Genomic DNA, 25317 nt, shown 5'->3' with positions numbered 1-25317 from the left:
GGCACCCGTCGTTAGGCCGGGGCAGCGGGGGCTGGGGGCCGGCGAAGACCCCCAGCCCCCACCGGGCTACGCGTCGTTCAGCTCTCCCGCGACCTGGTCGCGGGAGACGAGTTCGTCGCGGAACGACGGCACGAGCTTCCCGGCGTTGCCGTACTGGCCCGGCTCTAGCTCACGGACGCGATAGGCGACGGGTGCGCCGGCCTCGCTCCACTCCACCGCGTACACGACGGCGGGGCGCCCGTCGGTGAGGCGGATCCGGGCACCGTCGCCGTGGCCACCGTGCTGCTCAACCAGAAGGTCGTCCAACCAGCTTTTCGGGGCAAGCCACAGCACGCCGGGGGCCTCCATGTAGCCACTCGTGTTCCGGCTCTTCGTCCAGCGCCTGCGCCACTTTTCGACCAGACGGCCGATCGCAGCCCGGTCGTCGGCCTCCTGCCACGTCAGGATCTCCCGGTCGTCGGCGTCGATGAAGTCCGCGTACGCGTCCAGCTGCGGCTTCACCTCGCTCCACCACCGCTCGGCCTCCTTCGTCATCAACCGAGCCGCCGCGCGGTCCAGCGGCTCCATCACCGCGTCGACCGCGGCCTGGTCGTCCGCCTCGACGGCCGCCCGCAGCTCTGCCCGGCCGGGGCGGAACTCGGGGTGCTGGTCGGTGAGCATCGCGTAGACCAGGTCCAGCAGCCACGTGGCGTCGCGGGCGAAGAACGACCCCTCGGGGTAGGTCGCCGTCGGCGGCTCGAACCGGTTGCACAACTCTCCGGCCCGGCCGATCGGCAGCCTCGCCGCCCGCTGTACTTCGAGCCGGACAGCCTTGGAGTCCTCCGGCCGCCACGGCCGGCACAGCCCGCCCGGGTGCACCGTGCCGTCGCAGTCGGTCGCGCACACGGCGCCGGCAATCGGGTAGAGACGCGGGGGAGTGGACTCCCGGTCGGCCTCGGCGGCCGCCGAAGTGCCTGTCAGCGAAGCGCTGACATTTACTTCCGGGGTGGCGGTGAGGCGGCGACGGGCTGCCGTGTACGAAATTCCTTCGCGCTCGGCAAGCTCGCGGGCCGCGTACTTGAGATGCTTGTCGGTGGTCACGGTCGTCTCCAGACAGGCGAGAGATCCCACGCATCCCCCGCCGTGGATAACCACGGACAGCGGACCAATGCGGCACGTGAGGCTGAGCCCCTTGTCCTCAGTGCCGCTCCCGGCGTGGGCGGGATCCGGCTCGGAGTCAGGCCGACGCGTGACGGCCACTCTCAAGGTAGCGGGCCGCCCGGCGGGCCGTCAGCCCATTAGACCCATTAGATCTAACAGGCCCATACGGCTCCTTGAAGGGCGGACGCTCAGGCCCCCGTACGGATGCCTTGGAAACCCGGGCCGAGGCCGCGCCGCCTCGGCGGCCTGCGGAGCGCGGACAGCGGCGGCGCGGCGGAGGGCTGCTCCGGCTCCTGGCCGTCGACGTCGATGCCTAGAAGCCGGCGGGCGACGTCGGTCGCGGCCGCCACGGCGGCCAGAGCCCGCGCCAGTTCCGGCCCGGCACTGCCCAGGGCGTCCGTCAGGGTGTCGATCGTGTCGAGGACGTCCTCGGCGGCCGACGAAGGCCCCACCATGGCGGCGGTGCGCCGGGAGCTGGCCGACGACCCCGGCGCCGGCACCTACGCCGCCGAGATCACCCGCGAGGCCCTCCGGCTGCTGGAGCCGGGCGCCGCGGTGGTCCTCGACACCGAGACGACCTCTCTCCTGATGGACACGCTGGTGAAGCCCACCACCGAGATCACCCCGGAGGCCCGGTGGGTCCACGGGATCTCCGACGAGGACGTCGCCAACGCCCGCCCGTTCGACAAGGTCCTCCCGAAGCTGAGGACGGTCACCAAGGACCGGACCGTGTGCGCGTACAACGCCGACTTCGACCGCACGGTCGTCCTCGGCGACATCGCGCGGGCCGGCAAGAAGCCCATGCACCTGGAGCCCTTCGGGAACTGGTACTGCCTGATGGAGGCGTACGCCGCCTGGCTCGGCTCCCGCCGCTGGCTACGGCTCGGCGGCGGCCACCGCGCACTCGGCGACGCCCAGGCCGCCCGGACCGTGCTGATCGAGATGAGCAAGGGCCGCGGGACAGAGTTCGCCCCGCGCCCGCCCGCCCCCGGGCGACCCCGTGCCCGGCGCCCCGGCCGGTACGGCCCTCGCTGAGGCCAGCACGCCGGGCCGCCGCTAGACCCCCGGAAGACCATTTCCATACTCCGCCGTCGGCCCCCATTAGACCTGTTAGAACCAACAGGTCTAATGGGGGCCCGTCCGGGCACCGGCCGCCTCTCGGGTGAGGGAGTGGCGTCGGTGCCGCCCGGAGCCCGGCGCACGGTCTACCAAGAGGGGAGACCGGACTGGAGCAGAGTGGAGAGCGGGGAAGCAGATGACTTATCGGCCGTGGCGCGAGGAGCCAGGAGCCATGGAGTGGTTCAGGGAGGTGAACGCCGCGGACGAGCTGCGCGGGCCCGGCGTGCCGTTGGAGGAGCTCCCGGGGTTCATCGCGGGCCGCCTGGCGGTGGAGCGGGCCTGGCGGCTCCTGGACGACCCGTCGGCTCCCGGAGCTCTGACTGAGTCGCGGACCGGGCTGCGGTCCGCGCTGGCGCTGCTTCCGCAGTCGCGCCCGGACCAGTTGTGCTACGAGGAGCGGTGGCGCAGCCGGAGGCGCTACGGGGGCGAGTCGCTGGTGTGCAGTCGGCCGACGTGCGGCCGGTGCCTGCCGCTGAAGGCCGCTCTGGAGCACGGCTCCCCAGTGGCGTAGCAGAAGCCGACGTACGGGGAGAATGCCGGGGTGACCTCCACTCAGTCTCCCCGCGACCGTGACCGATCCCCCCTCGGGCGCGGCGTCTCCACCTTGATCCCGCAGTCCGCTGCTCTGTCGCCGACGGACCGCGCGGCGGCCGCGCTCGCGGCGATCCACACGGTCCCCGTCCACGTCGGCGTCCTCCAAGCCGCGATCGTGCTGCTGGAGGAGATGGGCCGCGTCTCCGAAGACGAGACCGCCAAGGCCACGGTGGACAGCACGGTCGCCCTGCTCCGCGAGGCGGTCGAGCAACGGCCGGACCGCGGCAGGTAGAGCGGGCCCGGGCGGCACGTCTTATGGGACGGCGGGTTCCCGTCGGTGAAGCCCGTCAGGTGCGGGCAAGCGCCCTCTCCTCCTCCGCGTAGACGGCCAGGCGTCGCGCGACGTCCTCGGTGAGCGCGCCGCGGTCGACCATGCGCTGCTGGGCAGGGGTGAGTTGCACCCATGCCGGCACCGGGGGCTCATACGAGGGAAGCGGCAGTTCGTCGAGCCGCCCCAGGTACTGGAGCCTGACTGCGGCCATCACGGTGCTGGGCCGGGGCACCGCCTCTCCCTCGATGAGCTGGTGGGCCTCGTCGAGCATGTGGCCCTGCGCGTCGATCCGGTCGCAAGACCAGCCCCCGGCGAACGGGTTCCAGATGAGGACGTGGGTGCCGTGCAGACCGATGCACAGCGCCACTTCGGGGGCGGTCACATACCGCTCCGGCCAGGTGAACCCGCTGGTGTCCCAGGTATCCGGGCCAAGCACGGCCACCACCGCGCGCAGGTAGGCGGAGGCGGGCCCGTCGGGCGTCGAGAAGGTGTTCATGTCCGTCATGGTGCCGATCCGGCCCGCCCTGCGAGCCCTGACGCGCCGCAGCGAGACGTCTCGTACGCGAGGTGAAGCCCCAGACCTGTTGCGGTCCGGGGCTTCACCGGGGGTGTGGGCTTTCCGCGCCGGGTCAGGTGAGTCCGGCGGAGGCGTTGTCGTCCCAGCCGTCCTCGCGCTGCATGTAAGCGAGCATCGAGCGGGAGTGGCGGGCCCAGCCGCCCTGGTCGGCAATGGCGACGGCGTCCTTGCCCTTCGTCCGGCCGATGGAGGCCAGGGCGATCCGCAGGGAGTGCCCGGTCCAGTCGATGGGAACTCCGGCCCGGGCGGAGATGCGGGTGATGGCGCGGGTGACGGAGTCGGGGGTCATGCCGCCGGTGACGTTGCCCCAGCGGTCGATGCCGACGAACGCGGGGGCGGACGACGCGCTCCAGCGGGGGTCGGCCTCGGCGGCGAGCCGGGCGCGGTACGCGCTCCAGGCCCGGACCGGACAGATCACCGGGTCGCCCGCGTACAGGATCTTCGCGTCGCGCACCGAGTGCTTGGTCTTGCCGGTGAGGACGGAAACGACCAAGCCGCGCGGGTGCCCGACGACGTCGGCGGCGAGGAGTCCGGCGGGGTCCTGGGAGCGGGAGGCGTAGTGGAAGCCGGTGAACACCAGCGCCTTGTCGCGGTCGCCAGTCAGGGTGTCGGGGCTGGTGCGGGCGATGGCGTACAGCCCCTCGACGGTGCCGCCGACCGCCTGCCCGCGGCCGCGCCGCTCCCCGGCCTGGAGCAGCCGGACGGCCAGGCCCTCCAGCGCGGCGCGGGCCTTCGCCTGGTCGTCGCCGGAGACGGTGACACCGCGCTGGCGCAGGCCGACGACGGCCGCCGCGAGATGGGTGGAGGCGGAACTCGGCGCGTACCCGGCGCCGTTCTGCTGGCCCTCGCGGAGCATCCAGGTCACGAACGCGACCAGCGAGCCGCGGGTGGCCTCGGTCTCGGGCAGGCCGGTGGCGGCGCAGAACCGGGTCCACACCGTCCACGACTTCCGGTAGGTGTCCACGGTGTTGTCCGGGGTGATCTCAGCGGCGACCGAGTCGGCCAAGTCCTCGGCCTCGGCGAGGCGGCGGGCGGCGTCGATGCCGTGACGTTCGGCCCATCGCTCGATGAGCGCCTGCCGTTCGGCGGCCGCCGCCGTGTCCAGTGCCGGCGAGAACCCGTCCGGCTCGGCGAGGCCAATCGCGGCCGTTGCCGGCTCAGCGGTCACCGATCCCTCCCTTCGAGCAGCCGCGGGCGGCCAGCCACCGCTCCACCGCTGCGAGTTCTTCCTTGGCTTGGCGATACGCCGCCCATGTGCCCCGACCGTGAAGAGCACACCCTGCGGACAGTGCGTTGCTATCGGCCCACTGCCAGAAGGACCGCATGGTCAACTCGGTCATCTCCTCGTGCCGCTCCCAGGCGATGCGCTCGGTGGCCGCGGCCTCCACCAGGAGGGGGAAGTGCTCAGCCATGTAGGCGGCGCGGTCATGGAGGTAGGCGGCGAAGAAGGCCCGTGCGGTCGCGTCGTCTTCCAGCGCCGTCATCGCTTCTCCGGGACCGGGACGACGGTGAGCCGGGGTGGGCTGTACCCGGCGGGGGCCCGCTCGGCGACGAACAACGCCCGGGCCATGTCGTGCTCGCTCCGGGTCGACCGGCCGGTGCGCGGGTGCAACCGGGTGCCGGCCGCGAGCAGTTCCTGAATGTCCGGCTCGTCCTCGGGCACGTCGGCGCGCTCCGGGTACGCGGTCGTCTGCACCAGCGTTGCGATATGGCGCAGCAGGGCGTAGAGCTCGTGGGTGTCGCTCGACTTGGCAGCGCCGTCGGCGACGGCCCGAGCGAGGGTGCCGTCCCGCCGGGAGGCGATGGCCCTCGCGGCCCAGGCCCGGTCCGAGGGCGAGCGCACGTAGTCGATCTTGCGGTCGCGCATCTCTGCGTAGCGCGGCCCTGCGAGGGCAGCGTCGACGAGCTCGTGCATCCCCTCCACGGTGGGGCCGTCCGCCCAGCTGACCATCCACCAGGCTCCGCTATCGAAGGCCAGTTCCACGCGGGCGCCGGCGGTCTCAGATAGGTGTCGGGCCAGCAGAGCGGCCTGACGGCTGCGGCTCACCGTGCCTCCCCCTCGACGCCGCGGCCGGCGTGCTGGTGCGCCGTGGCCAGGGCCGTCGCCCGGCCGAACAAGTAGGGGCTGGTGCCGGTGAAGCGGGCGTGCTGCCAGGCCGTGCCGTCCCAGTGGCGCCCCTGAGAGCTGCCCTCGAAGACGGCCCACCGGTCGGGAGTGTCGGGGTCACGGGCAACGACGAACTCGCCGATGCTCTGCCCACCGTCCCGGGGGCAGGGGACGCGGTACTCGGAGACGAAGGCTGCCATCTCGGTCGACGACGCTTTCTCCTTCTCCTCCCACTGCCGGAACTCCTCCTCGTCCTCGGCGTCGTAGAAGCGGACCTCGCACCAGCGGGTGTTGTCGAACCCCTCGACGTCCTTCCACTGGGAGGCAACGGCGACGAGATCGTTCCACGTGCTGGAGATCTTCTGGATGCGTTGCAGGCTCGCGACGCCGCTCGCCTGCGCCTCGGCCACGACCTCGTCGCGGAACTCGTGGCTGAGAGAGCCAGCGAAGCCGGGCACCACGGTGCGCAGGGCGGCGTTGGTCCGGAACTCCTCGGTGTCGACCTTCACCGCGGGCCGTTGGTGGATGAGCCGGGCCATGAGGAAGCGGGTGAGCGCGTTCACGTCGTCCAGGGCGAGGTCGACGGCGTAGCGCAAGGGATCGGTGGTCATGCGGCGGGTTTCCCTCCCTATCTCCGGCGCCCGGGTTGACGGGTCGCCATGTCCCGTTCTGTCGCGTCGGATAAGGAGAGGTTATCCGACGTCATGCCGCCGAACGAGGAGATCCTCGCGCCCCGTTCCGACTGTTTTTGTGATCTTCCTGGCGTACCCGGAGAAGTCGGCTAACCGGCCCCGCGACGGCCCGTAGGGCTGCCAGACTCGGCCTTCCAGGAGGGCACTTCCTGGCACACCCCCTGAAGGAGCGGGGGGCAACACCGCCCGGCGAGCCGGGGGCGGGTGCCATCACCGGAGAAGACACGTCACGTACAGGAGTACGGCGCGGGTCCGGCTCCGTGCGCGCCGGAACACCTCTGTGTACACCGACATCCTCCGCGAAGCCCTGCCCGAGTTCCTCGGCAGCCTCGCCGCCACCCTCGCCGTCCTAACCGGAGCCGGGGTTTTACGGAAGGTGCGCGCCCGTCGCAACGCCACGCGACCTCCCCTCCCCCCGGTCCGGAACGAGGACGCCAACTGACACGCCGCCCTGACGCCTGACCGCTGTGCCGGTCAGGCGTCAGGGCGGCGCCGTTCCCGGTACGCCTTCTGGCGGCAGGCTCCGGAGCAAAAGCGCCGTGGCCGCCCAGTGCGCTGGAGCTTGTTCCAGGTGGCATCCATCGGGCGTCGGCACTGAACGCACAGAGCGGCGAACTTCTCCTCCATCCGCCACTCCCGGAGCAGCGCACGCAGGCCGGCATCAATGACCAGCATCCCGTCGTCCGCGTCGCTCATAGATTCGCGGACATGCATGGATCGACTCGGGTGACGGAGGAATGAGGCGCCCAGGCTGCAGAGCCGGGGAACCTCGTCCAACGGGATCTGGAGCTCCTCTGCTATCCGTTCGTTCGAAGCGTTGTAGAGCACAACTGCCAGGAAGGCGACGGCGTAGTTCCGGTCTATGGTCCGGAGGAGCTCCGTGATCTCGTTGGTCCGCTTGACCAACGGCCGAGGCGTGGTTCTTCCTCGCCAGCGCTGGCTCACTGCTCTCCCCTCCGGGCGACAGCCGGCGTCATCCGCACGAGAACCACGGAGGGGTCAGCGGCGTCCGCTTCGGGGCTCGGCGCCTGAGGGAGCGCAGGGGGCGACACCGGCTTCCCCCAGGGCAGCAGTCCGCACAGCGACGAAATGACGTGGCTCAACCCCAGCAGTACCTGGGGCAGATCCCTGCCATCGGCCCGCCGAAGGATCAGCACGATGAGAACGCTGACAACAGCCAGGATGCAGAGCAGCGCAACAAGAGCGAACGCGGCGAGCCAGACGGGCACGCCGGCCACGGAACCGATCATCACGAGAGCCGAGCCTCCGGATACGAGAAGAGCCCCCGGCGTCTTCTCCGGGGGCTCGGCTGGAAATGCAGAAGGCCCCCGCTTCTCACCAGAGAAGGAGAGCCCACAAACCAAAAGGGCGCACTGGTGCGCCCTTGAATGCAGGCTCTCACAGGACGTCCAATGGCGTCAACCCTCGCCCACCTGCAACTTGTTGGGCCCGTGAACGGGTCAGGAGTTTCGTAACGCACCGCGCTGCATCCACAACCTGACCAACGGGGTGGGTCGCCTCATCGCCGTTACACCGAGTGGAGGGGGAGTCTCGCATTCGGTCGAGGCCGAACATCCGGTTCACTGCCTGCTTGATGGTGAGTCCGCCCTGCTCCCGACGGAGACACCGATGTCGAACGCCACTGATCGGGTCGCCAATCGCCACCAGCTTCGTGCCGGTGCGTTGCACCCGTCATGAGGACGGCGGCCTGCGGTCGTTGGACATGGTGACCTCGTCGACGACCAGGACGTAGGCGCCGGCGAGGGGCATATCCGACGCGATACCGTTCCCGGCTACCGTTCCGCCATGACCAGCACACCGCCCCGCCCCCGCTTCTCCATCCGCGTCGGCCTCACCGCCGCACCAGATGACGACGGCCCATTCGAGGACGTACCCGAACACCTGCTCCGGCCCCTCCAAAAGTGGGTCGACAGTGCGCTCTGCTACCAGGGGCACCCGCAGCCTGAAGTAGCCCGTCCCATCTGTCTGCGCCTGCGCATACCCCCATCCCTGAGCCGCTACGGCGAGGAGCAGTACGTGCTGCCACTCAGGCAAACCACAGGCCCTCAGTTGCTGGATGTGGTGGACGAAATTCTCCGTTCCCGGGCTGCATCTGAGCGGGAGATCGAGGTCCTCGGCGAAATGCTCGACGACGCCGGATCGGCCTACCGGGTCAACGAAGCCTGGGACGGGCTGGAAGAACGGGTCATTCCGACGATCCGCGACGCGGTGCGCCAGACAATCTCCGACGCGGTGGCAGGGCCCGCCGCCGGGTCAGCCGCCGACCACCTCGCTGCGGCGTGGCAGGCAGCCTACGGGCGCGGCCCGGACCCGGTACGCGCATACAGCGAGGCCATCAAGGCGGTGGAGTCCGCGGCCCACGCCGTCGTCCAGGCCAACCATCCGAAGGCGACCTTGGGCACGATGCTCGGCGAGATGGGCAACGCCCGGCACAAGTTCACCACCGCGATCCCGGCCCCGGCTGGCCAGGACCCGCTGGCCCCGGTCGAGGCGATGATGCGCGCCCTGTGGCAGGGGCAGACCTCCCGGCATGGCGCGCAGACCGTCACGGTGCCCGAGACCCTGGAGGCCGCCAGGGCCGGCGTTCACCTCGCGGCCGCCCTGGTGCAGTGGTTCGTCGCCGGCGCCGTCGTGCGCACGCCCTGACGGGTAGTTGGCCTGATCTGCCGCAGGGCAGTGCGTTGTCGCCCCGTACCGACGCCGCGAGAAGACCTCAGATTTTCTCGGCGCCCGGGCCCGACTCGCAGAAAGGATTCCTCCGGTAGACGTGCTGTGATTGCACCGTCAAACCGGTGATTCCGACGTAGCCCACACAGACCCGCCGCAACGGGTTCAATGGGTGAAGCGCCTTCGCTCTTCTCCGTGTCGGCTTCCATCCCGGTCTCGCGGACAATAAGACGTTTGCGTGAGCGGCTGGTATTGGGATGGTAGTCCGATCCTCAATGACGAAGAGGATGGATCGTGGCTCGGCGTGCGTCGCAGCAATATGCGATTGCACAAGAACAGCGCGTCGAAGATGCCTCGAAAGCCTTGCGTTAGAAGGTGCATCTACTGCCATCATCCCGTGGATTGGTACGAACGCCACGACACCAAAACATGGCTACCTCTGCTCCTTCAGGAGTTCCCTTCCCCTCTACTCCCCAGGCGTTACCACTGGTCCGTCTTCAATGGTCTCGCATACCTCGGTGATGGCGGAACCAGCTACTGCCGCATTGCTCATCCGGCAGTCTGCTCAGCGCTAGAGCATGATGACGAGCGGGTGCTTCGGGGACTGCGCCGGCGGTATGCGGTCGAAACCAGGTCGTGGATCGAGAAAGGTGAATTCGTTCCGGCACCTAGGGAGGTGTTGGAACATGATGTCGTCGAACAGCACGTCCCGAGGGACGTTGCGATCCGGCACGTCATCACGTACACCTGTTGGACCTGGCTCGCCCCTGCGGCAGTGGATCAGGTTCAGTGTGTTGCCCTGGCTGCGTCCACGGGCGAGCGTTGCAAGAATACGGTACTTGACGACGATCTCTACCAGGGACATTGGGCGCAGGTTGACATCCCTATGCCGCCCGGTAGGGCAGGTCAGGAGACTTTGTGGGCGGGGCAGCAGATGTGGGTCTACGATCTGAACGCCCTCTTCCCGAATGAATACAGTCGGTGGCGGCACCAGCGCTGCTCACTCCACGAAAGCGGCGGTGCGCCAGATGCGACGATGCCGCAGTGGGTCACGTTCGACACCTTCCGGCACCAGGATTTCGTCACCTACGAGCGGCCGAAGATGTCTCATGAACGCAGGCGCGAAGACCACCCCCTGCTGAGCCTGTTGCGCCCGGTGAAAGACGCTTCCCAATGCAACGCCGACAATTGCACCAATCGGAGCTACCAAAAGGAGAACGAGAAGTGGCTATGCTGGGAATGTAATCCCATTGCTATTCGGCGAGCGAAAACGCATGCAAAATGGCAGAGGGAACCTCAAGAGGACCCGCCATTTTGATTGAAGCAGCCTCTTTGCGTCGCCGATGGTCTACTTACTACCTGCGTTCGCAGATCTCATTCCCTAGACAGGGGCTGCGGATACCTCTTTGAGGATATCGGCCCGCCACATCACAATTTGAGTAGTGCCGGATCCGTACCAACCCGTTCCGAGTGCGGTGCGAAGGCGTTGGTCCTCTCCGGTCCACCAGGACAGCCGTTGCTCGTCCTCGTCCAGCACGGTGTAGGGAGCTGCGGTGAGGGCGGCAGGGCGGCCACCGTGAAGCCAGAAGGTCACGTGATCCAGCCAGTGCGCGTCCTCGGCCGGCGGGGCGTAGTACGCGCAGTCGCCTGGGCAGCGCCTGCTGGCTCGTCGCTGAAGCCAGCCGGGGCAGCACCCGGAGGTGCTCGCCTTGAGCCCGTAGTGCTCTGCCCAGGCGGTGATGGTCTCCTGTGCTCCTCGGCGGTCTACGCGAGCTTCTTCGTAGGCAGCGTCGGAATCGTAGGTGCGTCGTAGGGGTGTGGCGAGACCGTATGGCCACGCCACACCGCGGGGCGAGCGGCCGAAGACGGTGGTGGCGCGGGTGATCAGGTCGGCACCCCGGTTCGGTGATGAGGGCTTCGCCGTTCTGGGAGCGGAGGGTTGGCCGATCGTCCCGTAAGTACGTCCCGCCACCCGCTCTTCGGGCACCGGGGCTTGCCCGACGTCCCTCCGCCAGTGCCGGAGACCGGCGTCAGCCCGAGCTGCATGCATGCTGCGCAGCGGATCTTGCTCGACGGGATCGAGGCTGAAGCGGACGGCGATCTCGGCGACTCTGCGCACCGCGGCTTGCTTCCGGGGGGCTTGGCACGGAGTTCCCGGTGTGGCGCCGCAGCTGGTGCACGCGTGGGCCAAGGCGTATTCGTGCAGCGGGGGAAAGGGCTCCGCTTCCGTTCCCGAGCGTTGTGTGACCGCCATGCGCTTCTCCTCAGGTCCGTGCCAGGGGCTGGTTCTCCCTCTGGGTCAGGAAGGTGAGGGTCCGAGCCGGTCCCACGGGGAGGAGGGCGGCCGCTCCGGTGGTGCGGGATGTTCCGTACGGGGCGGCTGGTTCGCGGGGTTGCCGTCGGGGTGGTTCTCGATCCAGGAGAGGCCACCAATATCCAGGTGCCGTCGTGCTCGCGTGACGGCGACGTACGCGAGCCGGGCATCTTCCAAGTCGAGTTCACCCGGAAGGGCGTTGCCCTCCAGGTCGCGCTCCCGGGAGATGGGCTCTCGGAAATCTTGGGCGATGCAGACGGTGTCCCATTCTCGGCCCTTCGCCTTGTGCGCGGTGGAGACGGTGACCTGGGCTTCGGACTCGGAGTGGAGGCGGTTCATGGCGTCGAGCACCTTTGCCACCCCGTGCTTTTCGATGATCTCCACCAGCGGGAGGAGGTCTTGGCCGTCCGGGTCCTCCTCGGCGTACTCCATCAGTTCGTCCCAGGACTGGAAGAGGACGAGATCGGGGTGAGAAGCACGGCGTCCGGCCTTCAGGTCGCCGGCGGCCTTCGCCAACTCGGTCAGCGACTTCTTGCCACCGACCAAGGCGACTCGCTGTCCGTCGTCCAGCAGCTTGAAGATCTCGGCGATCGCGCCCCCGTTGGTGCGGCAGAGCACCGCCTCCGCCTTGTCCAAAGGGCCGATGCGGGTGTCGATGCTGGGGGTTCCGCGTAGTCGCAACGGCGACTCCACGATCGTCAACCAGCGGTTTGCTTCCTCGGCGAGCAGCTGGCCGAACCGGAAGGATTGGGAGAGCGTCAGCTGCTGTCCGTGGAAGTCGGTCATCACGTCGCGTGCGCCGCGCCATCCGTAGATGGCCTGGGCCGAATCGCCCACCATGATGAGCTGTGCGTGTGAGCGCTGAGCGGTGAAGACCTTCTCCATCACCGGGTTGGTGTCCTGCGCCTCGTCCAGCAGCAGGTAGTCCACGTAGAGCCGAGGCTCGGTCAGAGCCCAGATCTTTAGGGCATGGTTCGGGTCGAACCGCACGAGTCGACCTTCTGGGTTCTGCACGTCGGCCCAGGCGCGGCGGGCGTACGGGAGAACGATGGCGGCGAGGTCTCCTCGGAATGCATCGTCGAGGCCGCGGAGTCGGGGGACGTGCCGCGGCCCGATATCAGCGTCGTCCGAGTAGCAGAAGCGAGCGAGGGTCGCCAGGGAGACGTAGGAGATGGTCTTGTGGGTGAGCGCACGCTGGCCCAGGCGCAGCATGGACTTCGGGGAGATACCGAGGCGCTGTCCGACCTTCCAGCTGGGTTCCCGGGGTTGCCCCAGGCGTGCTCCGTATCGTGCTCCGACTGCCTTCATCGCCAAGGAGTGCCCGGTCCGGCATTCCACGTGCGGCGGGAACTTCAGTTTGGCGTCCTCGACAACGGGCCTGTTGAACGCCAGGAACATGCCGCGTCGGGCGTCTTCCCGAGCCAGCATGGTGAGGGTGGTGGTCTTACCTGTCCCGGCGCCGGCTTGGAGCACGAAGTGGTCGCCGGCGCGCTTCGCCTCGATCGCGAGTTCCTGCTCGTGCGTGGGCGGCGGGCCGGCCTGCCGGGACGTGCGGGTCCGCTGCACCGGCATGTTTCCGCTGGCGTGCTGGCCTGCTGTCTGTGCGGCTGGTCGGGATAGGGCGTCGAGGTACTGCTGGGCGAGGTTGATTCCCTGGTCCAGGAGTGCGTCGGAGGCGCCGGTGCGGGTGCTGATGCCGAGTCGGAGGTTCAGGCTGGCGTTGATCTCGGCGTAGGCACGCCCCGTGCGCAGAGCGATGATCGTGATCATCTTGTTCAACCGTGCGCCACGCGATAGAGGCTCCGTCGGGCGCTGAGGGACCGGTTTGGTCTTTCGCTGGGGTGTGGCGGCGAATAGGGACATCTGGTCGTCCGCCGAGCCGTCGCCGGGGGGAGGTTCTGGTGTCCCCTTCGGCTTTCTGACCATCGTGGTCCCCTTTCTGCGGGACGCGACCGCCGGACGAAGAAATGCCCATACAGGCATGAAAAGCTCCTATACCACAGGTAGTGACAATCTCTCTGCGGTAGAGCTCCGTGTTTCCCCGGTGACCGCTTCGTCGTTGACGGTCAGCCTGAAGCGGGACCTGAGAAATCTCGGTCGCCCGGTGCCCGGGTTCGGTCACTGGCGGGGAGGACGACAAGACGCGCATAGCGGGTTCGCTCCGTCACCGTACCGACGGGTGAGGCCCCTGCACGTTGCGCACGGTCCCACTTGCTCAGGCCCACATCCCAGGCGAACCGCCACGGCTGCGCGGTCCTGCGGTGGCTGAGGCACCGTCGGTCGTGCCGCTGTGGGTGCCGCGCTGGGCGGGCGAGCAGGCGGTCGCGGCTGCGGGGGCACGAAAGCGGCCAGCGGCCGCTGGTGGAGGGCCTTGGGCTTCGCACCGAACTGTCTCGTCGACGAAGTGGTCGACGAGGCCGGGCTGGGGAGGGTGATGCCGGCCGGGATGAGGGCGGTGGTCTCCCGTGGCACGCTGGTGGCGCGGGACTGCTCCAGCCGCTGCTGGTAGGAGCATTCCCGGGGGAGTGGAAGGCGCTCTGGCTCGGCGGGGTCGTGGTCGTCGACCGCCCCCGGTTCGGGATCAGCCACCACGTCGGTGGTGGCGTCCAGGTACCGCTCTCGGTCGTGGGCGGTGACCCACATGTGTGCTGCGCGGGGGCGCCGGCCCGGCTGGACTGGCAGGTAGAGGGAGACGTATTCGCCTGCCGCGGTGGCGGGGATGAGCCGGTCGAGGTACATGCCGAAGGTGGGGGCCCAGGTTCCGTGCCACTGATTGCAGCGGCCGTATCCCCGGTCCGGGCACGGTAGTGGGTTGCGGCTGTCGCACTTCTTCAGCTTCAAGTCCTTGACGCCGCCGCGCACCAGGAGGGCGTTGCCGCTGGAGAACGCCTCCAGGGGCATCTTGTCGATGCGGGCCCAGGGGGTGCGCTCGATCAGGGGCGCGCTCTCGTCGTCGGTGGTCCACAGGGGGCTGAGCCCGTCGGCGCGAGCGATGTCGCTGCGTTTGGTCACGGCCTGGGCGGTCGCGTAGGAGAGCTGGATCTCGCAGCCGAGTTCCACTCCGGCTCCGTGGACCAGGACGTCGGTGCGCCGGCGTCCGTTGGGTGCGCGCGCCTCCAGTTCGGCGGTGAACCCAGCCCTCTCGGCGGCGGTGGCGATGCGCTCTTTCAGCGCCCGGTGGCGTGGGCTCTCCGGCGCGGTCGGGTGACGTGCGGCCGTGCTGTAGTGCACGGCGACCGGACGCCCTCTCTGGAGTCGCAGGAACATCCACTGCGGGCAGCCTGGGTCGTTCTCCCGGCACTCCAGGCACTCCAGATCGCCTTTGGCGGTTTTGCCGTACAGGGACTCCCACAGGAGCCGGTCTTCACGGACGTCGAGGTCCAACTCGGAGAGGTTGATGGCCCCGAGCTGCTGGTGGAACACACCATGCGCCATACCTATGACGCTACGACCAGCCACTGACAATTGACAGAGCGTGAAACTCTGTCCATGGTTCACCTCTCGTGGGCCGTCCTGCGTGTGCTGCTGTGGCCGCGGCGATGACGAGGACGGCTCCTACGGTGCGGGGGAGGCGTCTGGTGTTTTCGGGGCAGGGTGGTCGAGGGCGCCCGGGTCGGTGGTCCATTCCGTTCCTCCGCCGAGCGGTCGGAGCCAGGCCATCGGGCGTGGTGGGTCGCCGTCGGGGGCGATGGCGAGCAGGGTTCCGCGTTGGCCGGTGGCGGCGTCTTCGACTTCTCGGCCGAGCCAGGGGTGATCGTGGTGGAGCAGGCCGCGGCTCACGAGGTCTCGCCGCCTGAGGTGGCGAGCGGTGCCCAGGTGTAGCGGAGGCGTACGCCGCGCTCGTGGAGCCAGCGGGTCTCGCGGTGGCGAAGCTCGTGCGCGGACTGCGGGGCGATGGCGGCGGGCCAGCGGACGAGCACCGTGGCGACGGCGCCGTTCTGCGCGAGTTCCCGGACCCGCCGCCATCCTGCGCGGCGGGTCGGGTCGGGTTCGCCGTACTCGTCGGTGACGACTTCGGTGATCGTCAGTCCGCGTTCCCGGGCGACGGCCTCGCCTTCCGCCAGGGCGCGTTCCGTGGGCAGGTTGGGCATCAGGGTGCCGCGGTCGACGCAGACGTACAGCACGGCCCGAGCGGTCTCGGTCCGGGGTGTTCCTGCACTGGTCATCGCTGCCTCAGCAGGTTGGTCACGTTGGCGCCCCGCCGCGCCCCGGGGGATCGAGCGCGGCGGGGCCGTACGCGACACCTAACCGCCCGTCTCCGCCTGGTGGGTATGACGAAGTCGGCCGGGATGTCCTCGGCGCGACTGACGAATTGGCCGTTCCATTACCTGCGGTCGGTCGGGCGCAGGCCCTACGGTGCTGCCGTGGCGGAGACCAGGAACGCGTCCTTGGCCGCCTGGATGGCGGCGCGCCAGATGTCGGCCGCGGAGTTAGCCGACGCGGTCAACGGCGCCATCGCCGGGTTCACCGGCCGGCTCGGCACGACGTCCGAGCGCACGGTGTTCCGTTGGCTGTCCGGTGAGAGCCGGTGGCCGCAGGAACGTCAGCGTCGTGGGTTGGAGATCGTCACCGGTCTGCCCGCCACGGCTCTTGGCCTTCTGCCTCGGGGGAGATTCCGGCCCGTTCCAGCACTGGAGGACGCCGACGTGCGCCGTCGTCAATTCCTCGGCGCCGTCGGTACCGCGGTCGCCGCCACGCCTCTTCCCCTCGCGTCGGCTCGGCCGTCGCGTGTCGGCACCGGTGATGTGATCCGGCTCCGCGACGACGTCGAGCGCCTGGTCGCGGTGGACGCCGAGCGCGGCGGGAACGGCTTGGAGCAGGCCGCTCTCGACGGGGCGGCTGAGGCGCTGCGGCTGCAACAGCAGTCCGCCACGCAGCGCGTGCGGAGAGGGCTGTTCTCGCTCGCCTCGGACTTCACCGCGACCGCGGCGTGGTCGCTGATCGATGCCGGCCGGCTCGATGGTGCCGACCGGCACCTGGACCGGGCGCTCACCCTCGCGGGCCTAGCGCAGGACTCCGAGATGACCATGCAGGTGTGGAACTTCCGGGCGATGCTCGCACGCCAGCGCCGCGACTACGCCCAGGCCGTGGCTTCCGCCCAAGCCGCCCAGGCGACGGGCATCGCCCGACGCAGCCCACTGCACGCCTCCCTCGCCCACGCCCGAACCGCTGTCGGCCTCGCACACGGCAAAGATGCCCGCGCTGCGCTGCGCTGCCTCGGCCGCGCTGAGGACGCCTTGGCCAAGGCGGACCTGCGGGAGCCGCGCTCCACCTGGATCGCCTTCTACGGGCCGGCGGAGCTGTACTCGCTGGCCGCGATCGTGCGGGACGTCGCGGGCCACCCCGGGCCGGCGGAGGCCGCCGCGCACCACGCTTTGGCCGCGCTGCCCGAGGGCTATCGGCGCAACCGCGCGCACACCACGGCCCGCCTCGCCCTCGCGCAGTTGCACCAGGGCGACGTCGAGGAGGCGTGCGCGACCGGCACCACCGTGTTCTCGATCATGGCAGGCACGCCGCTGCCGGGGCGGCTGCAGCAACTCCTGGGCGACTTCCAGCGCGAACTGATCACCCACGCCCCCTCCGCACGCGCCACTCGCGCGTGGATCGACCGCCACCAGACCGAATGGAGCAGCCTGTGACCGGCACCGTCGAACTCCGCCGCTTCCAGCACGAAGACCTGCCAACCATCCGACAGGTCCTGCTGGACGTGCACGCGGACGCCTACGCCGACGCGATGGACGACGAGTTCAACCAACGGTTCCCCTGGTTCGTGGACCACTGGGGCGGCCAGGCCGGGTTCGACTGCGTCATCGGCTACGACGACGAAGAGCCGGTCGGATTCGCCTACGGCGCCCCGGCCACTCCCGGTCGGGAGTGGTGGCGCGAGCACCTGGAAGAACCGCCGGCGAACGACTCGACCTTCAGCGTCTCGGAGCTGATGGTCCGCCCCCGGTGGCGGAAGACCGGCACCGCCGAACGCCTCCACACCACACTCCTAGCCAGCCGCCGGGAGGCACTGGCCGTCCTCCTGGTCGACCCCGACCACCCCAAGGTCCAAACCCTCTACGAGACCTGGGGATACACGAAGGTCGGCAACCGACAGCCATTCCCCGACAGCCCGAACTTCGCCGTCATGCTGCGCGATCTGCGCAGGCCGTCCCCTTCCTGACCCCACCCGTCAGCACAGCCGCAACGCCCGGGGCACGTCGTTGCTGTCCAGCGGATATTGCCCCTGTTAGGCCCAATGGATCTAACAGGGGTCGTTCATCGGAATCACCCGGAGGCCGGCCGAGATGCCCGTGCGGTCTCGCCAGGAGAACCCCTCGAACTGCCCCCGGTGAAGGGCGATTCTGCGAGGATGAGCGCGCTCGTGTTATTGACCGCACGAGAAGGCAGGCCGCAACCGGAACACACCGGACGCGGAAGACAGGGGCCGCCCGGCGAGCCGGGGGCGATGCCGACAATCCGGATGCGACACGCGTACAAGGAGTACGGCGCGGGTCCGGCTCCGTGCGCGCCGGAACACCCTTGTTTCAGCTTCTTCGTGACGCCCTCCCCGAGTTCCTCGGCAGCCTCGGCGCCGGTCTCGTCCTAGCGGTCGCTGCCCGCCTCTTACGCCGGCGGCGCAGGGACGACCCGCCCCAGCAGACCTCCGACCACACCGGACAGTCGCAGTAACGGAGCCGTCCACCCGCCCGGGGCCGGCCAGCACGTTGGACCGGCCCCGGGGCCCGAGGACGATCCACACCAGGGTGGTGCCCATCGCGCCCCGCTTGCACGGGAAGAACGGGGCCGGAGGCGACGCGGAGAAGAAGGAGCTTGTCCGCGATGCGCGGACGTCATCGGCCCGGGGCGGGCTCCGCGTGAACGGCCTCCGGTATGTCGGGTTATCCCGACATACCGGGGCCTTGTGTCAGCCCCATGCCGACATAAGGCCCTCGATGTGTCCGGGAAACCCGACACATCGATCTTCGGGTGGATCTGCCCGGGCAGCCGCCCCGGACTCGGTGGCGGAGCCTCCGGGCGCAGCGCAGGCTGGAGCCATGGTCCCGATTACCGTGCACGCTCCGAGCCGTACCGGGGGCCGCAGGGTGTCCGCGGGTGATCAGATTCTGGGGCTGGCGTTCTCGGACCACGACTTGGTGGTCTTCCTGGAGCGCGCGGGCTTGGAGGAGGCCCAGGCCCTCGTCGACGCCGACTCCGCGCTGATCGAGTGGCGCGGCGCCCCCGCGCACGTCTACCCGAGCCCGGCAGAGCACTGACCGGGCGCGAGGTCGCGTCGCTGCTGCTCAGCACCTGTTGACCCTATTGGGTCCAATGGGTCTATCGAGGGGCTGGTGTCGGAGGGGAGGGGTCGCTCGGGCATGCGGTCAGTACTTCGCTCCTCGCTGCTGGTGCCGGTGCTGGTTGGCCGTGGGGGCGGCGGACTGGTGTTGGGCGGCTTGCTTGCGGCTCGGGGCGGCGGGCTGCTCGGCGCGGTCGCGGGTCTCCTGGTCGTGCCGTTCGGGATTGGTCTCGCGGATCGTCCTGCGGATGGTCTGCTCTCGATGGATCGTGTCGATGTAGGCACGCCAGTCGGCGGCCTCCCGCGTCGCGGACTCGCTCCGGCCGTGCGCGTCGTTGCGGCGGCGCAGGTCGCGGGTGTCCATCGCCAAGGCCCGCTCGGGTAGGGCGGTGCGCAGTTCCTGGAGGCGGAGGGCGAGGTCCTCGATGGTGGCCGGGTGGTCGCCGGTGGCGCCGAGGGCTTGGGTGTCCGTGCTCCCGGTGAGCGTGGTCCAGGCGGCCTTGTGGGCGTTCTCGGCGGCGTGCTGGGCCCGCTTCTGCTCGCTCTCGGCCGCGATGCGTTGCTGGTCGAGGTGGCTGGTCGCCTTCTTCACCCCGCGCTTGGTGGAGAAGGCGAGGGCGAGCTTGAGGTGTCCGGCCTTGCGGGCGGTCGCGGTCTGGTCGTACTGGTTGCGCAGTTCTAGCGCGTGCTGCTCAGCCGTGCGGGCGGCCTTCTGCTCGGCGCGGGCGCGGGTCAGCAGGTACTCGGCGGCGGTGAGGACGATGTCGGCTCGGGTGGCGAACTCACGGCCGCGGCTGGTTCCGCTGGCGGCCGCGCGGGTCAGCTGCTCGGCCCGCTGTCGGTACTCCTCACGGGCTTGACCGGCGACGCTCTCCGCCGCTTCTGCGGCCTGCAGATACGCGGCCTGTCGGCTGCGGAGGTCCTGGTCGGACAGGTCGCCGTACGGGCGGGCGTCGGCGGGCGGGATGGCCCGCAGTTCCTGCGCACGCCGGATGGCGTCGAGCCGGGCTTGGTGGTCGTCGGACAGCCGCAGGCCGTCCGCGCCGCCGGTCTCCCCGGTGTCGTACGCGGGCAGCTCGGCGTCGTCTGGACGGTGGTCTGGCCCGGAGTGCTCGCGTTGGGCGCGGCGGGCGGCGTCTTCCCACAGTTGCCGCTTTACGAAGGTGGACTTCGCCCGGGCCGCGCGCACGCTGCGCTCGCGGGCGGCGCTGGCGTTGCGTAGGGCGGCCGCGGCCTCCTCGTGCGCGGTGAGGCGGTCGGTCTGCCGGGGCAGCGGGACCGGTTCGGGGGCGGCCCGGAGTTCGTCGGAGATCATGCCGTCCGGCCGCGACTGCCCGAGGTAGGTGGCGAACGCGTGGATGCTGCGCTGCAGGAGCTCCGTCTCGGTGCGGGCGGCGCCCAGTGCGCGCTGGGTGCGTTCGTCCTCGACGACGTCCAGCGGCAACCAGAGGTGGTTGGCGTCCTTGCCGCGGGTGATGCCGGGGTAGGTGGCGTAGGCGTTGCAGCCGTGCCCGTACAGCAGCGCCGTGTGGCAGGTCATGCCCTGGGAGGCGGCGACCGTCATCGCGTAGCCGAGGGAGAGGGCGCCGCCGGCGATGGCCTCGGGGTCCATCCACGCGGACACCTCCGTGGTGCCGTCGGGGGCGGACAGGTCTTTGGCCCGCCAGGTGATCTGGACGCGGTGGTCGTCGGTGATGGCGGTGACCTTGGCGCGGTAGCCGTTGAGGACGTCCGGCTGGGCGGGGTCGCGGCGCGAGCGGTAGTCGTTGACGCGGACGCGGACGACGTCGTTCTCGGAGAGCACCAGGGTGCGCCCGCCGGGCAGGGCGTAGGTGTGCATGGTGTCGCCCAGCTCGCCGTTGTGGCGGCGCAGCTCCTGGGCGCCGGCGTTGAGGAGGTCGACGTCGGCGTTCCGGGCCGCGAGGACGGCGAGGTTGTCCAGGAGGTCGAGTTCGTCGGGCCAGGCCGCGCGCAGCTTGTCCCAGGCCATCAGCATCTGGGAGCGGGCGTCGTCGGCGGTGGCGGCCGGGTGGACGCGCTCGGCGGCGGCGAGGAGTTCGAGGGCCTGGCGGTGGTCGCCGGTGCGCCAGATGTCGAGGGCGGCCCGTTCGGAGTCGTCGCGCTGGCGCCGGTTCTCATCCAGGGTGAGGCCGCCGACGAGGCGGTGCACTTCGCGGAACCATCCGCCGATCCCGACGGCCTGGAGCTGGAGCGGGTCTCCGATCGCCAGGACCTGCGTGCCGGTGCGGGCCGCCTCGGTCAGCAGCTTCGCCGCGGACCGGTCGTCCGTCATCACCGCCTCGTCTACCACCAGGACGTCGATCCCGGCCAGGCCCTGGCCGGACTCGATCCGCTTCAGCCAGGACGCGACGGTGCGCGCGGGGATCGCGGAGGCGTCCTGGAGGCCCTGCGCGCCGACCGCCGACAGGCACGCCCCGGCGTAGGTGGTGCCGGTGGCGTCCCACGCGATCCGGCACGCGTCCATGAGCGTGCTCTTGCCCGCGCCGGCGACGCCGACGACGGTGTCGATGCCGTTCCCGGCGGTGAGCAGCCGGGTGACCACCGCGCGCTGCTGCTCGGACAGCTCGAACCCGGCCGCCACGGCGAACACCGACATGGCGGCGTCGGCCTGCTCGGTGGTGAGGCGGACGGTGTTGTCGCCGAACCGCGCGCGGGCCTGGGTGACGGCGACGTCCTCGGCGCCCAGGACGTCGCGGGTGGTGTACCGGTCGGTGCCGCTCATCACCGTGGAGCCGAGGTGCGGCAGCGCCACGGCGTAGCCCTCGACGCGCAGGACGTCGTCGACCAGGCGCTCCAGGTCGGTGAGGTCGGCGCTGCCGAAGCCGTACGGCAGGGCGTTGACGACGGCCGCCATCAACTCGGCACGGGTGAAGTCCTTCTTCGTCGCGGTGACGCCCGTCTCGGGGTCGAAGACGACCCTCGCGATGTCGTCGGGCGGTGGGACGCGCGGCCCGCCACCGGGACCGTCGACCGCGGCTCCACCGCCTGGGCCGGGCGGACCGGGCGCGGCCGCGGCGACCATCGCGTCCACGTCGACGCCCAGGGCCTCGGCGCGCTCCCGCCAGCTGGCCCGCATCCCGGTCGCATCCGCAGTGTGCTTCGCACGGCGCGTGGCGGCGGAGACGCGCAGCTTGTCCTGCAACGAGGCGTCCTCGCCGGCGGTCTCGTTCACCAGGGCGCCGCGCCGGGAGAAGCTGTCGCGCAGCTGCTCGGGGACTCCCTCGACCTCCCACGCACGGGTCGTCTCCGCCTGCACGCGCCGTACGCCGAACCGCTCGTGCGCCAGCTCCCGGACGCGGGCCTTGAAGACGGCGTCGAGCACGGCGGCGTGCCGGTACAGGTCCCGCCCGGAGTTGGCGATGCTGCGCCACTTGCCGTCTTCGCACAGCGCCATGTTGGCGATGACCACGTGCAGGTGCAGGTGCGGGTCGCCGGGCTGTCCGTCGCCCATCGGACGGGAGGCGCGGTGCTCGACGGACCAGCCGAGCAGACCACTGGTCGCGATCCGTACCGGCTCGCCGTCCTCGCTGCCGACCGCGTAGCCGATCAGCTGCTCCGCTACCCGCAGGGTCTCGTCCTTCGCCTCGTGGACCAGCTCCCGGTACGCGCGCTCGTCCAGCTCCGGCAGCAGCGCGTCCAGCGTGCTGTCCGACTTGGGCAGGTCGAGCACGAGGTCCCACCCGCGCACCCGGGAGTCGACGCGCAAGTCCTTGTGCCCCCACGCGGACGCGACCGCCTCCTTGCCGTACACCGCATCGAGGTCGATGCCGGTCGCGCGGGCGAGCTTGTGCACGGTCTCGATGTGCAGCCGCTGCGCCTCGCCCTTCCGGTTGACCATCCGCTGCTGCTGCGCCAGCACCTTCTGCTGCTTCGCCTTGCCCTCCAGCAGCGCGGCGGGCTCGACGCCCTCAGTGGCGGCCTTCGCCTTGATGGCGCGCAACAGCGGGGCGACGCTCAGCGTGGCCTTCTCGTCGGCGCGCACGGACGTCTTGGTCGTGATGAGCCGGGCGCCGGTGGTGGGGTGGCAGCCCTTCATCAGGCGGCGGGCCGTGGCCTCCCCTTCGACCGTCATCACGGTGCCGGACTTGAGGCCGACGGTGTCCAGACCGGAGCCGACCCACACCAGGACGCCGTCCGCGTCCGATTCCAGTCGGTAGTCGACCTGGTCGTCCTGCCCAGCCTCGGCCTGGCGGCCGGCCCCGTCGACGACGCCGCACCCGGCCTGCCGGCCGAGCCGGTAGTCGACCTGCTCGTCGGCGTTGATCTCGGTGACCCATGCCATCCGGCGGCCCCTCCCCGTTCCCGCACCCTGTGCGGTTGTGCAGTCGTTCGTCCTCCCGGCCGCGGCCGGGGTTCCCCGACAGGGGAACCCCCTTTGTCCATGCCTGCTTTTCGATCTTGATCAACAGGAACAGCCGCCTCATCAGGCGCACGGGCAACAGGAGGGTCGTCGACAGTAACTCCGGATCTCCGGCTGACCAAGAAGCCCCTGATCAAGCATCCGGTTCAGGCCGGTATGACCGTTGCCCTGTGCCGCCCACGGTCTTCCTGCGACGCAGCCGGTCGGACCAGCCCCGGGCCCCGCTGCCGGCCCGCCGAGCCGGTCACCGAGACCGGAGGGGGTGTCCGCGGCGCACGGGCACTGACAGCAGAATGATCACGGACGGTGAGCAGCAGGCGGCCTCCACCCGCCATCGGGACCGGTCCCTAAACACGACGAGGCCCCCGTCCGCAGGGATCGCGGACGGGGGCCTCGGGTGGTGCACGCTGGGCGGGTCAGGCGTCGTTCGGCTCGCCACGGGTGAGGAGTTGCCGCAGCATCTCCCGCAGCTCTTCCTGCCCCTTCTCCAGCCGGTCGAGGGACGCGGTGTGGTTGGCCAGGGCGATGGTGTGCTCCGTCTGCTTGTCGATCACCCGCTGAATCTTCTCGTTCAGGATGCGGGCCATCTCCTGGCCGATCGGGTCCTCTGGCATGGCACCTCTCGTTTCAGTCGTTGTCCAGTGTGCCGTGTCGTCAAGCACGGCGGGGTCGATCAGAGGTTGCGGACCTCGACCCCGGCGCCGCGGCCAGGCGGGCGGGGGACGACGGACAGCCGGACCGTCGTGGCGTCGAGCGGGACGAACTGCATCGCGTGGTGCGCGCCGCGGCCGTCGCCCAGGGCGTCGGGCTCGAACGCCTCGGCGGGCAGGTCCATGCTCCCGCCGTTGTGCATCAGGAGGGCCACCAGCGCGGCGTGGGACATGTCCGCCGGGCTCGGCAGGCCGCTCACCAGTGGCCGCCCTCGGCGCCGACCGTCTTGGCCACCAGCGGGGCGACGTGGCGGTTGATGGCTTCCACGGCGACGGCGACGGCCTGCTTGGCGTCGTCGACGAGCAGTTCCTCGACCGGCCACTTCCCGGCGGGCTGGTGCAGCGTCCAGCCGTCCGCCGGCACGCGCAGGGTGGCGGCCAGGAGCAGCGCGGGCTTGGACTCGTCCTCGGGGGCCTGCAGGGGGCGGGGGCCGTCGGAGGAGTACGCGTACCGGTCGGTCTCCCAGTCGCGGACGGCGGCGTACGGCGGGCGCACGCTCGGGGCGAGCTGGCCGTGCTGGACGGGGGTCTCGACCTCGACCAGGAGGCGGCCGTCGTGCTGGGACTGGGTGATCCGGACGGCGCCGACGTCGGGGCGGATGCGGACGTAGCCGGGGGACATGATCGGCCCGGTGCCGACGCTCCAGGCCCACACGAGGAAGGCGGCCGGGTCGGTGCGGTCCTCGTCCCACAGGTCTTCCAGGTGCTGGGCGAGGTAGCGGCCGAAGCGGCTGTCGAGCGGGGCGTTGCTGTCGCCCATCTCGCGGTCGTAGTCGTCGGCGACGGCCACGAGGGTGGTGCCGGTCCAGGGGGTCACGTTGAAGCTCCTCAAGAGGAGCGGGGCCGGTTTCGGCGGCCCCGCCGGGTTGGTCGGGGAAGGTCAGCGACGGAACGGGTTGCCGAGTTCGCCGTGGACGAGGGCCCGGACGATCTCGGCGACCTGGGATGCGCCGGCCTGCGAGGCCGGGGCGGCGATCGTGAGGAGAGGGGCGCCGCGCGGGGTGTCGGCCCCGCGCTCGACGATGACGCTGGCGCGGGGGCCGAGCTTCGCGCTCAGGCCGATCTCGTCGGAGGTCAGGGCCTCCAGCAGGTGCCGGGCCAGGGTCAGGGTCTCCTCGACGGTGCGCTCCTTCTCCGGGCGCTCGTAGCGGCGGGCGACGACGTCGAGCGCTCCGCTGGCCAGGTCGACGGTCCATCCCCACTCGGCGGCGGTGACGCCGTGGCGCTCGCCGGCGGACCACAGGTCCGTGAGGAGTTCGGCGGCCTGCTCCAAGACGCTCGGCACGTACAGGGTGTTGCGGTGGGAGCGGCCGGCCTTCACGACGGCGGCGTACGCCTCGCTGGAGTAGGCGGGGCCGACAGCGGCGACGCTGTCGGCGGTGGGGTCGGTCATGGTTTCCTCTCGGTGGGTCCGGGGGCCGGTTTCGGCGGCCCCCGGA

Annotated in this window: 25 protein-coding genes; 8 read left to right on the top strand and 17 right to left on the bottom strand. The window is 70.3% G+C overall.

Translation table 11 applies throughout. The features are described 5' to 3' along the window. Positions 1 to 66: 66 nt before the first annotated feature. Both ACH4E8_RS34505 and ACH4E8_RS34500 read right to left on the bottom strand, forming a co-directional pair. On the bottom strand, positions 67 to 1080 hold the full coding sequence (locus ACH4E8_RS34505; RefSeq protein ID WP_398455613.1) for a hypothetical protein: 1014 nt from the start codon (positions 1078 to 1080) through the stop codon (positions 67 to 69). Between the two features lie 248 nt (positions 1081 to 1328). Continuing rightward, positions 1329 to 1595, bottom strand: coding sequence for a hypothetical protein (locus tag ACH4E8_RS34500; protein WP_398455612.1), 267 nt, complete (start codon positions 1593 to 1595; stop codon positions 1329 to 1331). Here ACH4E8_RS34500 and ACH4E8_RS34495 point away from each other — a divergent pair. From ACH4E8_RS34495 to ACH4E8_RS34485, 3 genes are all read left to right on the top strand, one after another. Further along, positions 1594 to 2175, top strand: coding sequence for a 3'-5' exonuclease (locus ACH4E8_RS34495; RefSeq protein WP_398455611.1), 582 nt, complete (start codon positions 1594 to 1596; stop codon positions 2173 to 2175). The two genes, ACH4E8_RS34500 and ACH4E8_RS34495, sit on opposite strands and share 2 nt — an antisense overlap. Positions 2176 to 2431: 256 nt before the next feature. Then, positions 2432 to 2770, top strand: a complete 339-nt coding sequence (locus ACH4E8_RS34490) for a hypothetical protein (RefSeq protein ID WP_398455610.1) — start codon at positions 2432 to 2434, stop codon at positions 2768 to 2770. A 30-nt stretch (positions 2771 to 2800) separates the two neighbouring features. Next, complete coding sequence (locus tag ACH4E8_RS34485) at positions 2801 to 3085, top strand: hypothetical protein (protein WP_398455608.1); 285 nt, start codon at positions 2801 to 2803, stop codon at positions 3083 to 3085. Positions 3086 to 3140: 55 nt separating this feature from the next. Here ACH4E8_RS34485 and ACH4E8_RS34480 read toward each other — a convergent pair whose 3' ends face one another. The 7 genes from ACH4E8_RS34480 to ACH4E8_RS34450 form a co-directional block, all read right to left on the bottom strand. Next, the gene (locus tag ACH4E8_RS34480) at positions 3141 to 3620 is read right to left on the bottom strand and encodes a hypothetical protein (RefSeq protein ID WP_398455607.1); all 480 of its coding nucleotides are present in this window, start codon (positions 3618 to 3620) and stop codon (positions 3141 to 3143) included. A gap of 133 nt (positions 3621 to 3753) precedes the next feature. After that, positions 3754 to 4869, bottom strand: a complete 1116-nt coding sequence (locus ACH4E8_RS34475; protein WP_398455606.1) for an integrase — start codon at positions 4867 to 4869, stop codon at positions 3754 to 3756. Continuing rightward, a complete protein-coding gene (locus ACH4E8_RS34470) occupies positions 4859 to 5185 on the bottom strand; it encodes a hypothetical protein (protein ID WP_398455604.1) in 327 nt (108 codons plus the stop codon). The genes ACH4E8_RS34475 and ACH4E8_RS34470 overlap by 11 nt, the downstream gene beginning before the upstream one ends. After that, positions 5182 to 5748: a hypothetical protein gene (locus tag ACH4E8_RS34465; RefSeq protein ID WP_398455603.1), complete on the bottom strand. Its 567-nt coding sequence runs from the start codon at positions 5746 to 5748 to the stop codon at positions 5182 to 5184. Before ACH4E8_RS34465 ends, ACH4E8_RS34470 begins: the two co-directional genes overlap by 4 nt. Next, complete coding sequence (locus tag ACH4E8_RS34460; RefSeq protein ID WP_398455602.1) at positions 5745 to 6419, bottom strand: hypothetical protein; 675 nt, start codon at positions 6417 to 6419, stop codon at positions 5745 to 5747. Before ACH4E8_RS34460 ends, ACH4E8_RS34465 begins: the two co-directional genes overlap by 4 nt. 555 nt (positions 6420 to 6974) lie before the next feature. Next, positions 6975 to 7406, bottom strand: a complete 432-nt coding sequence (locus ACH4E8_RS34455) for a hypothetical protein (RefSeq protein WP_398455601.1) — start codon at positions 7404 to 7406, stop codon at positions 6975 to 6977. A 35-nt stretch (positions 7407 to 7441) separates the two neighbouring features. Beyond that, complete coding sequence (locus ACH4E8_RS34450) at positions 7442 to 7750, bottom strand: hypothetical protein (RefSeq protein ID WP_398455600.1); 309 nt, start codon at positions 7748 to 7750, stop codon at positions 7442 to 7444. Positions 7751 to 8306: 556 nt separating this feature from the next. Between ACH4E8_RS34450 and ACH4E8_RS34445 the strand changes: the two genes are divergently transcribed. After that, on the top strand, positions 8307 to 9167 hold the full coding sequence (locus ACH4E8_RS34445; RefSeq protein ID WP_398455599.1) for a hypothetical protein: 861 nt from the start codon (positions 8307 to 8309) through the stop codon (positions 9165 to 9167). Between the two features lie 340 nt (positions 9168 to 9507). Beyond that, the gene (locus ACH4E8_RS34440; protein WP_398455628.1) at positions 9508 to 10506 is read left to right on the top strand and encodes a DUF6083 domain-containing protein; all 999 of its coding nucleotides are present in this window, start codon (positions 9508 to 9510) and stop codon (positions 10504 to 10506) included. 981 nt (positions 10507 to 11487) lie between these two features. Here ACH4E8_RS34440 and ACH4E8_RS34435 read toward each other — a convergent pair. From ACH4E8_RS34435 to ACH4E8_RS34425, 3 genes are all read right to left on the bottom strand, one after another. Then, on the bottom strand, positions 11488 to 13272 hold the full coding sequence (locus tag ACH4E8_RS34435) for a UvrD-helicase domain-containing protein (RefSeq protein WP_398455598.1): 1785 nt from the start codon (positions 13270 to 13272) through the stop codon (positions 11488 to 11490). 348 nt (positions 13273 to 13620) lie between these two features. Further along, positions 13621 to 14937 carry a hypothetical protein gene (locus ACH4E8_RS34430; RefSeq protein WP_398455597.1) on the bottom strand — a complete coding sequence of 439 codons (1317 nt, stop codon included), beginning with the start codon at positions 14935 to 14937 and terminating at the stop codon, positions 13621 to 13623. A 341-nt stretch (positions 14938 to 15278) separates the two neighbouring features. Continuing rightward, complete coding sequence (locus ACH4E8_RS34425; RefSeq protein ID WP_398455595.1) at positions 15279 to 15668, bottom strand: hypothetical protein; 390 nt, start codon at positions 15666 to 15668, stop codon at positions 15279 to 15281. Between the two features lie 198 nt (positions 15669 to 15866). On the opposite strand from ACH4E8_RS34425, the gene ACH4E8_RS34420 reads away from it, so the two are divergent. The 3 genes from ACH4E8_RS34420 (at position 15867) to ACH4E8_RS34410 (ending at position 18764) form a co-directional block, all read left to right on the top strand. Beyond that, positions 15867 to 17141, top strand: coding sequence for a hypothetical protein (locus tag ACH4E8_RS34420; RefSeq protein WP_398455594.1), 1275 nt, complete (start codon positions 15867 to 15869; stop codon positions 17139 to 17141). Continuing rightward, complete coding sequence (locus ACH4E8_RS34415; RefSeq protein WP_398455592.1) at positions 17126 to 17671, top strand: GNAT family N-acetyltransferase; 546 nt, start codon at positions 17126 to 17128, stop codon at positions 17669 to 17671. Before ACH4E8_RS34420 ends, ACH4E8_RS34415 begins: the two co-directional genes overlap by 16 nt. An 874-nt stretch (positions 17672 to 18545) precedes the next feature. Next, a complete protein-coding gene (locus ACH4E8_RS34410) occupies positions 18546 to 18764 on the top strand; it encodes a hypothetical protein (protein ID WP_398455590.1) in 219 nt (72 codons plus the stop codon). A gap of 108 nt (positions 18765 to 18872) precedes the next feature. On the opposite strand, the gene mobF is transcribed toward ACH4E8_RS34410, so the two are convergent. From mobF to ACH4E8_RS34385, 5 genes are all read right to left on the bottom strand, one after another. Continuing rightward, a complete protein-coding gene (mobF, locus tag ACH4E8_RS34405; protein WP_398455588.1) occupies positions 18873 to 23090 on the bottom strand; it encodes a MobF family relaxase in 4218 nt (1405 codons plus the stop codon). 494 nt (positions 23091 to 23584) lie between these two features. Next, positions 23585 to 23782 carry a hypothetical protein gene (locus tag ACH4E8_RS34400; protein WP_398455587.1) on the bottom strand — a complete coding sequence of 66 codons (198 nt, stop codon included), beginning with the start codon at positions 23780 to 23782 and terminating at the stop codon, positions 23585 to 23587. Positions 23783 to 23841: 59 nt separating this feature from the next. After that, positions 23842 to 24078, bottom strand: coding sequence for a pRL2-19 (locus ACH4E8_RS34395; protein ID WP_398455586.1), 237 nt, complete (start codon positions 24076 to 24078; stop codon positions 23842 to 23844). Beyond that, a complete protein-coding gene (locus tag ACH4E8_RS34390; RefSeq protein ID WP_398455584.1) occupies positions 24075 to 24695 on the bottom strand; it encodes a hypothetical protein in 621 nt (206 codons plus the stop codon). Before ACH4E8_RS34390 ends, ACH4E8_RS34395 begins: the two co-directional genes overlap by 4 nt. 63 nt (positions 24696 to 24758) lie before the next feature. Further along, on the bottom strand, positions 24759 to 25271 hold the full coding sequence (locus tag ACH4E8_RS34385) for a hypothetical protein (protein WP_398455582.1): 513 nt from the start codon (positions 25269 to 25271) through the stop codon (positions 24759 to 24761). Between the last annotated feature and the right edge of the window lie 46 nt (positions 25272 to 25317).

Source organism: Streptomyces sp. NPDC017979 (assembly GCF_044328175.1).
Classification (GTDB): domain Bacteria; phylum Actinomycetota; class Actinomycetes; order Streptomycetales; family Streptomycetaceae; genus Streptomyces.
This window is presented reverse-complemented; position numbering and strand designations above follow the sequence as displayed.

What these genes read in the sequence shown, in the direction of transcription:
- ACH4E8_RS34430 (WP_398455597.1), bottom strand. Translation starts at nt 14,937, where the DNA reads ATGGCGCATGGTGTGTTCCACCAGCAGCTCGGGGCCATCAACCTCTCC.
- ACH4E8_RS34495 (WP_398455611.1), top strand. Translation starts at nt 1,594, where the DNA reads ATGGCGGCGGTGCGCCGGGAGCTGGCCGACGACCCCGGCGCCGGCACC.
- ACH4E8_RS34480 (WP_398455607.1), bottom strand. Translation starts at nt 3,620, where the DNA reads ATGAACACCTTCTCGACGCCCGACGGGCCCGCCTCCGCCTACCTGCGC.
- ACH4E8_RS34425 (WP_398455595.1), bottom strand. Translation starts at nt 15,668, where the DNA reads ATGACCAGTGCAGGAACACCCCGGACCGAGACCGCTCGGGCCGTGCTG.
- ACH4E8_RS34450 (WP_398455600.1), bottom strand. Translation starts at nt 7,750, where the DNA reads ATGATCGGTTCCGTGGCCGGCGTGCCCGTCTGGCTCGCCGCGTTCGCT.
- ACH4E8_RS34385 (WP_398455582.1), bottom strand. Translation starts at nt 25,271, where the DNA reads ATGACCGACCCCACCGCCGACAGCGTCGCCGCTGTCGGCCCCGCCTAC.
- ACH4E8_RS34410 (WP_398455590.1), top strand. Translation starts at nt 18,546, where the DNA reads ATGGTCCCGATTACCGTGCACGCTCCGAGCCGTACCGGGGGCCGCAGG.
- ACH4E8_RS34445 (WP_398455599.1), top strand. Translation starts at nt 8,307, where the DNA reads ATGACCAGCACACCGCCCCGCCCCCGCTTCTCCATCCGCGTCGGCCTC.
- ACH4E8_RS34500 (WP_398455612.1), bottom strand. Translation starts at nt 1,595, where the DNA reads ATGGTGGGGCCTTCGTCGGCCGCCGAGGACGTCCTCGACACGATCGAC.
- ACH4E8_RS34415 (WP_398455592.1), top strand. Translation starts at nt 17,126, where the DNA reads ATGGAGCAGCCTGTGACCGGCACCGTCGAACTCCGCCGCTTCCAGCAC.
- ACH4E8_RS34470 (WP_398455604.1), bottom strand. Translation starts at nt 5,185, where the DNA reads ATGACGGCGCTGGAAGACGACGCGACCGCACGGGCCTTCTTCGCCGCC.
- mobF (WP_398455588.1), bottom strand. Translation starts at nt 23,090, where the DNA reads ATGGCATGGGTCACCGAGATCAACGCCGACGAGCAGGTCGACTACCGG.
- ACH4E8_RS34435 (WP_398455598.1), bottom strand. Translation starts at nt 13,272, where the DNA reads ATGATCACGATCATCGCTCTGCGCACGGGGCGTGCCTACGCCGAGATC.
- ACH4E8_RS34490 (WP_398455610.1), top strand. Translation starts at nt 2,432, where the DNA reads ATGGAGTGGTTCAGGGAGGTGAACGCCGCGGACGAGCTGCGCGGGCCC.
- ACH4E8_RS34440 (WP_398455628.1), top strand. Translation starts at nt 9,508, where the DNA reads ATGCGATTGCACAAGAACAGCGCGTCGAAGATGCCTCGAAAGCCTTGC.
- ACH4E8_RS34460 (WP_398455602.1), bottom strand. Translation starts at nt 6,419, where the DNA reads ATGACCACCGATCCCTTGCGCTACGCCGTCGACCTCGCCCTGGACGAC.
- ACH4E8_RS34400 (WP_398455587.1), bottom strand. Translation starts at nt 23,782, where the DNA reads ATGCCAGAGGACCCGATCGGCCAGGAGATGGCCCGCATCCTGAACGAG.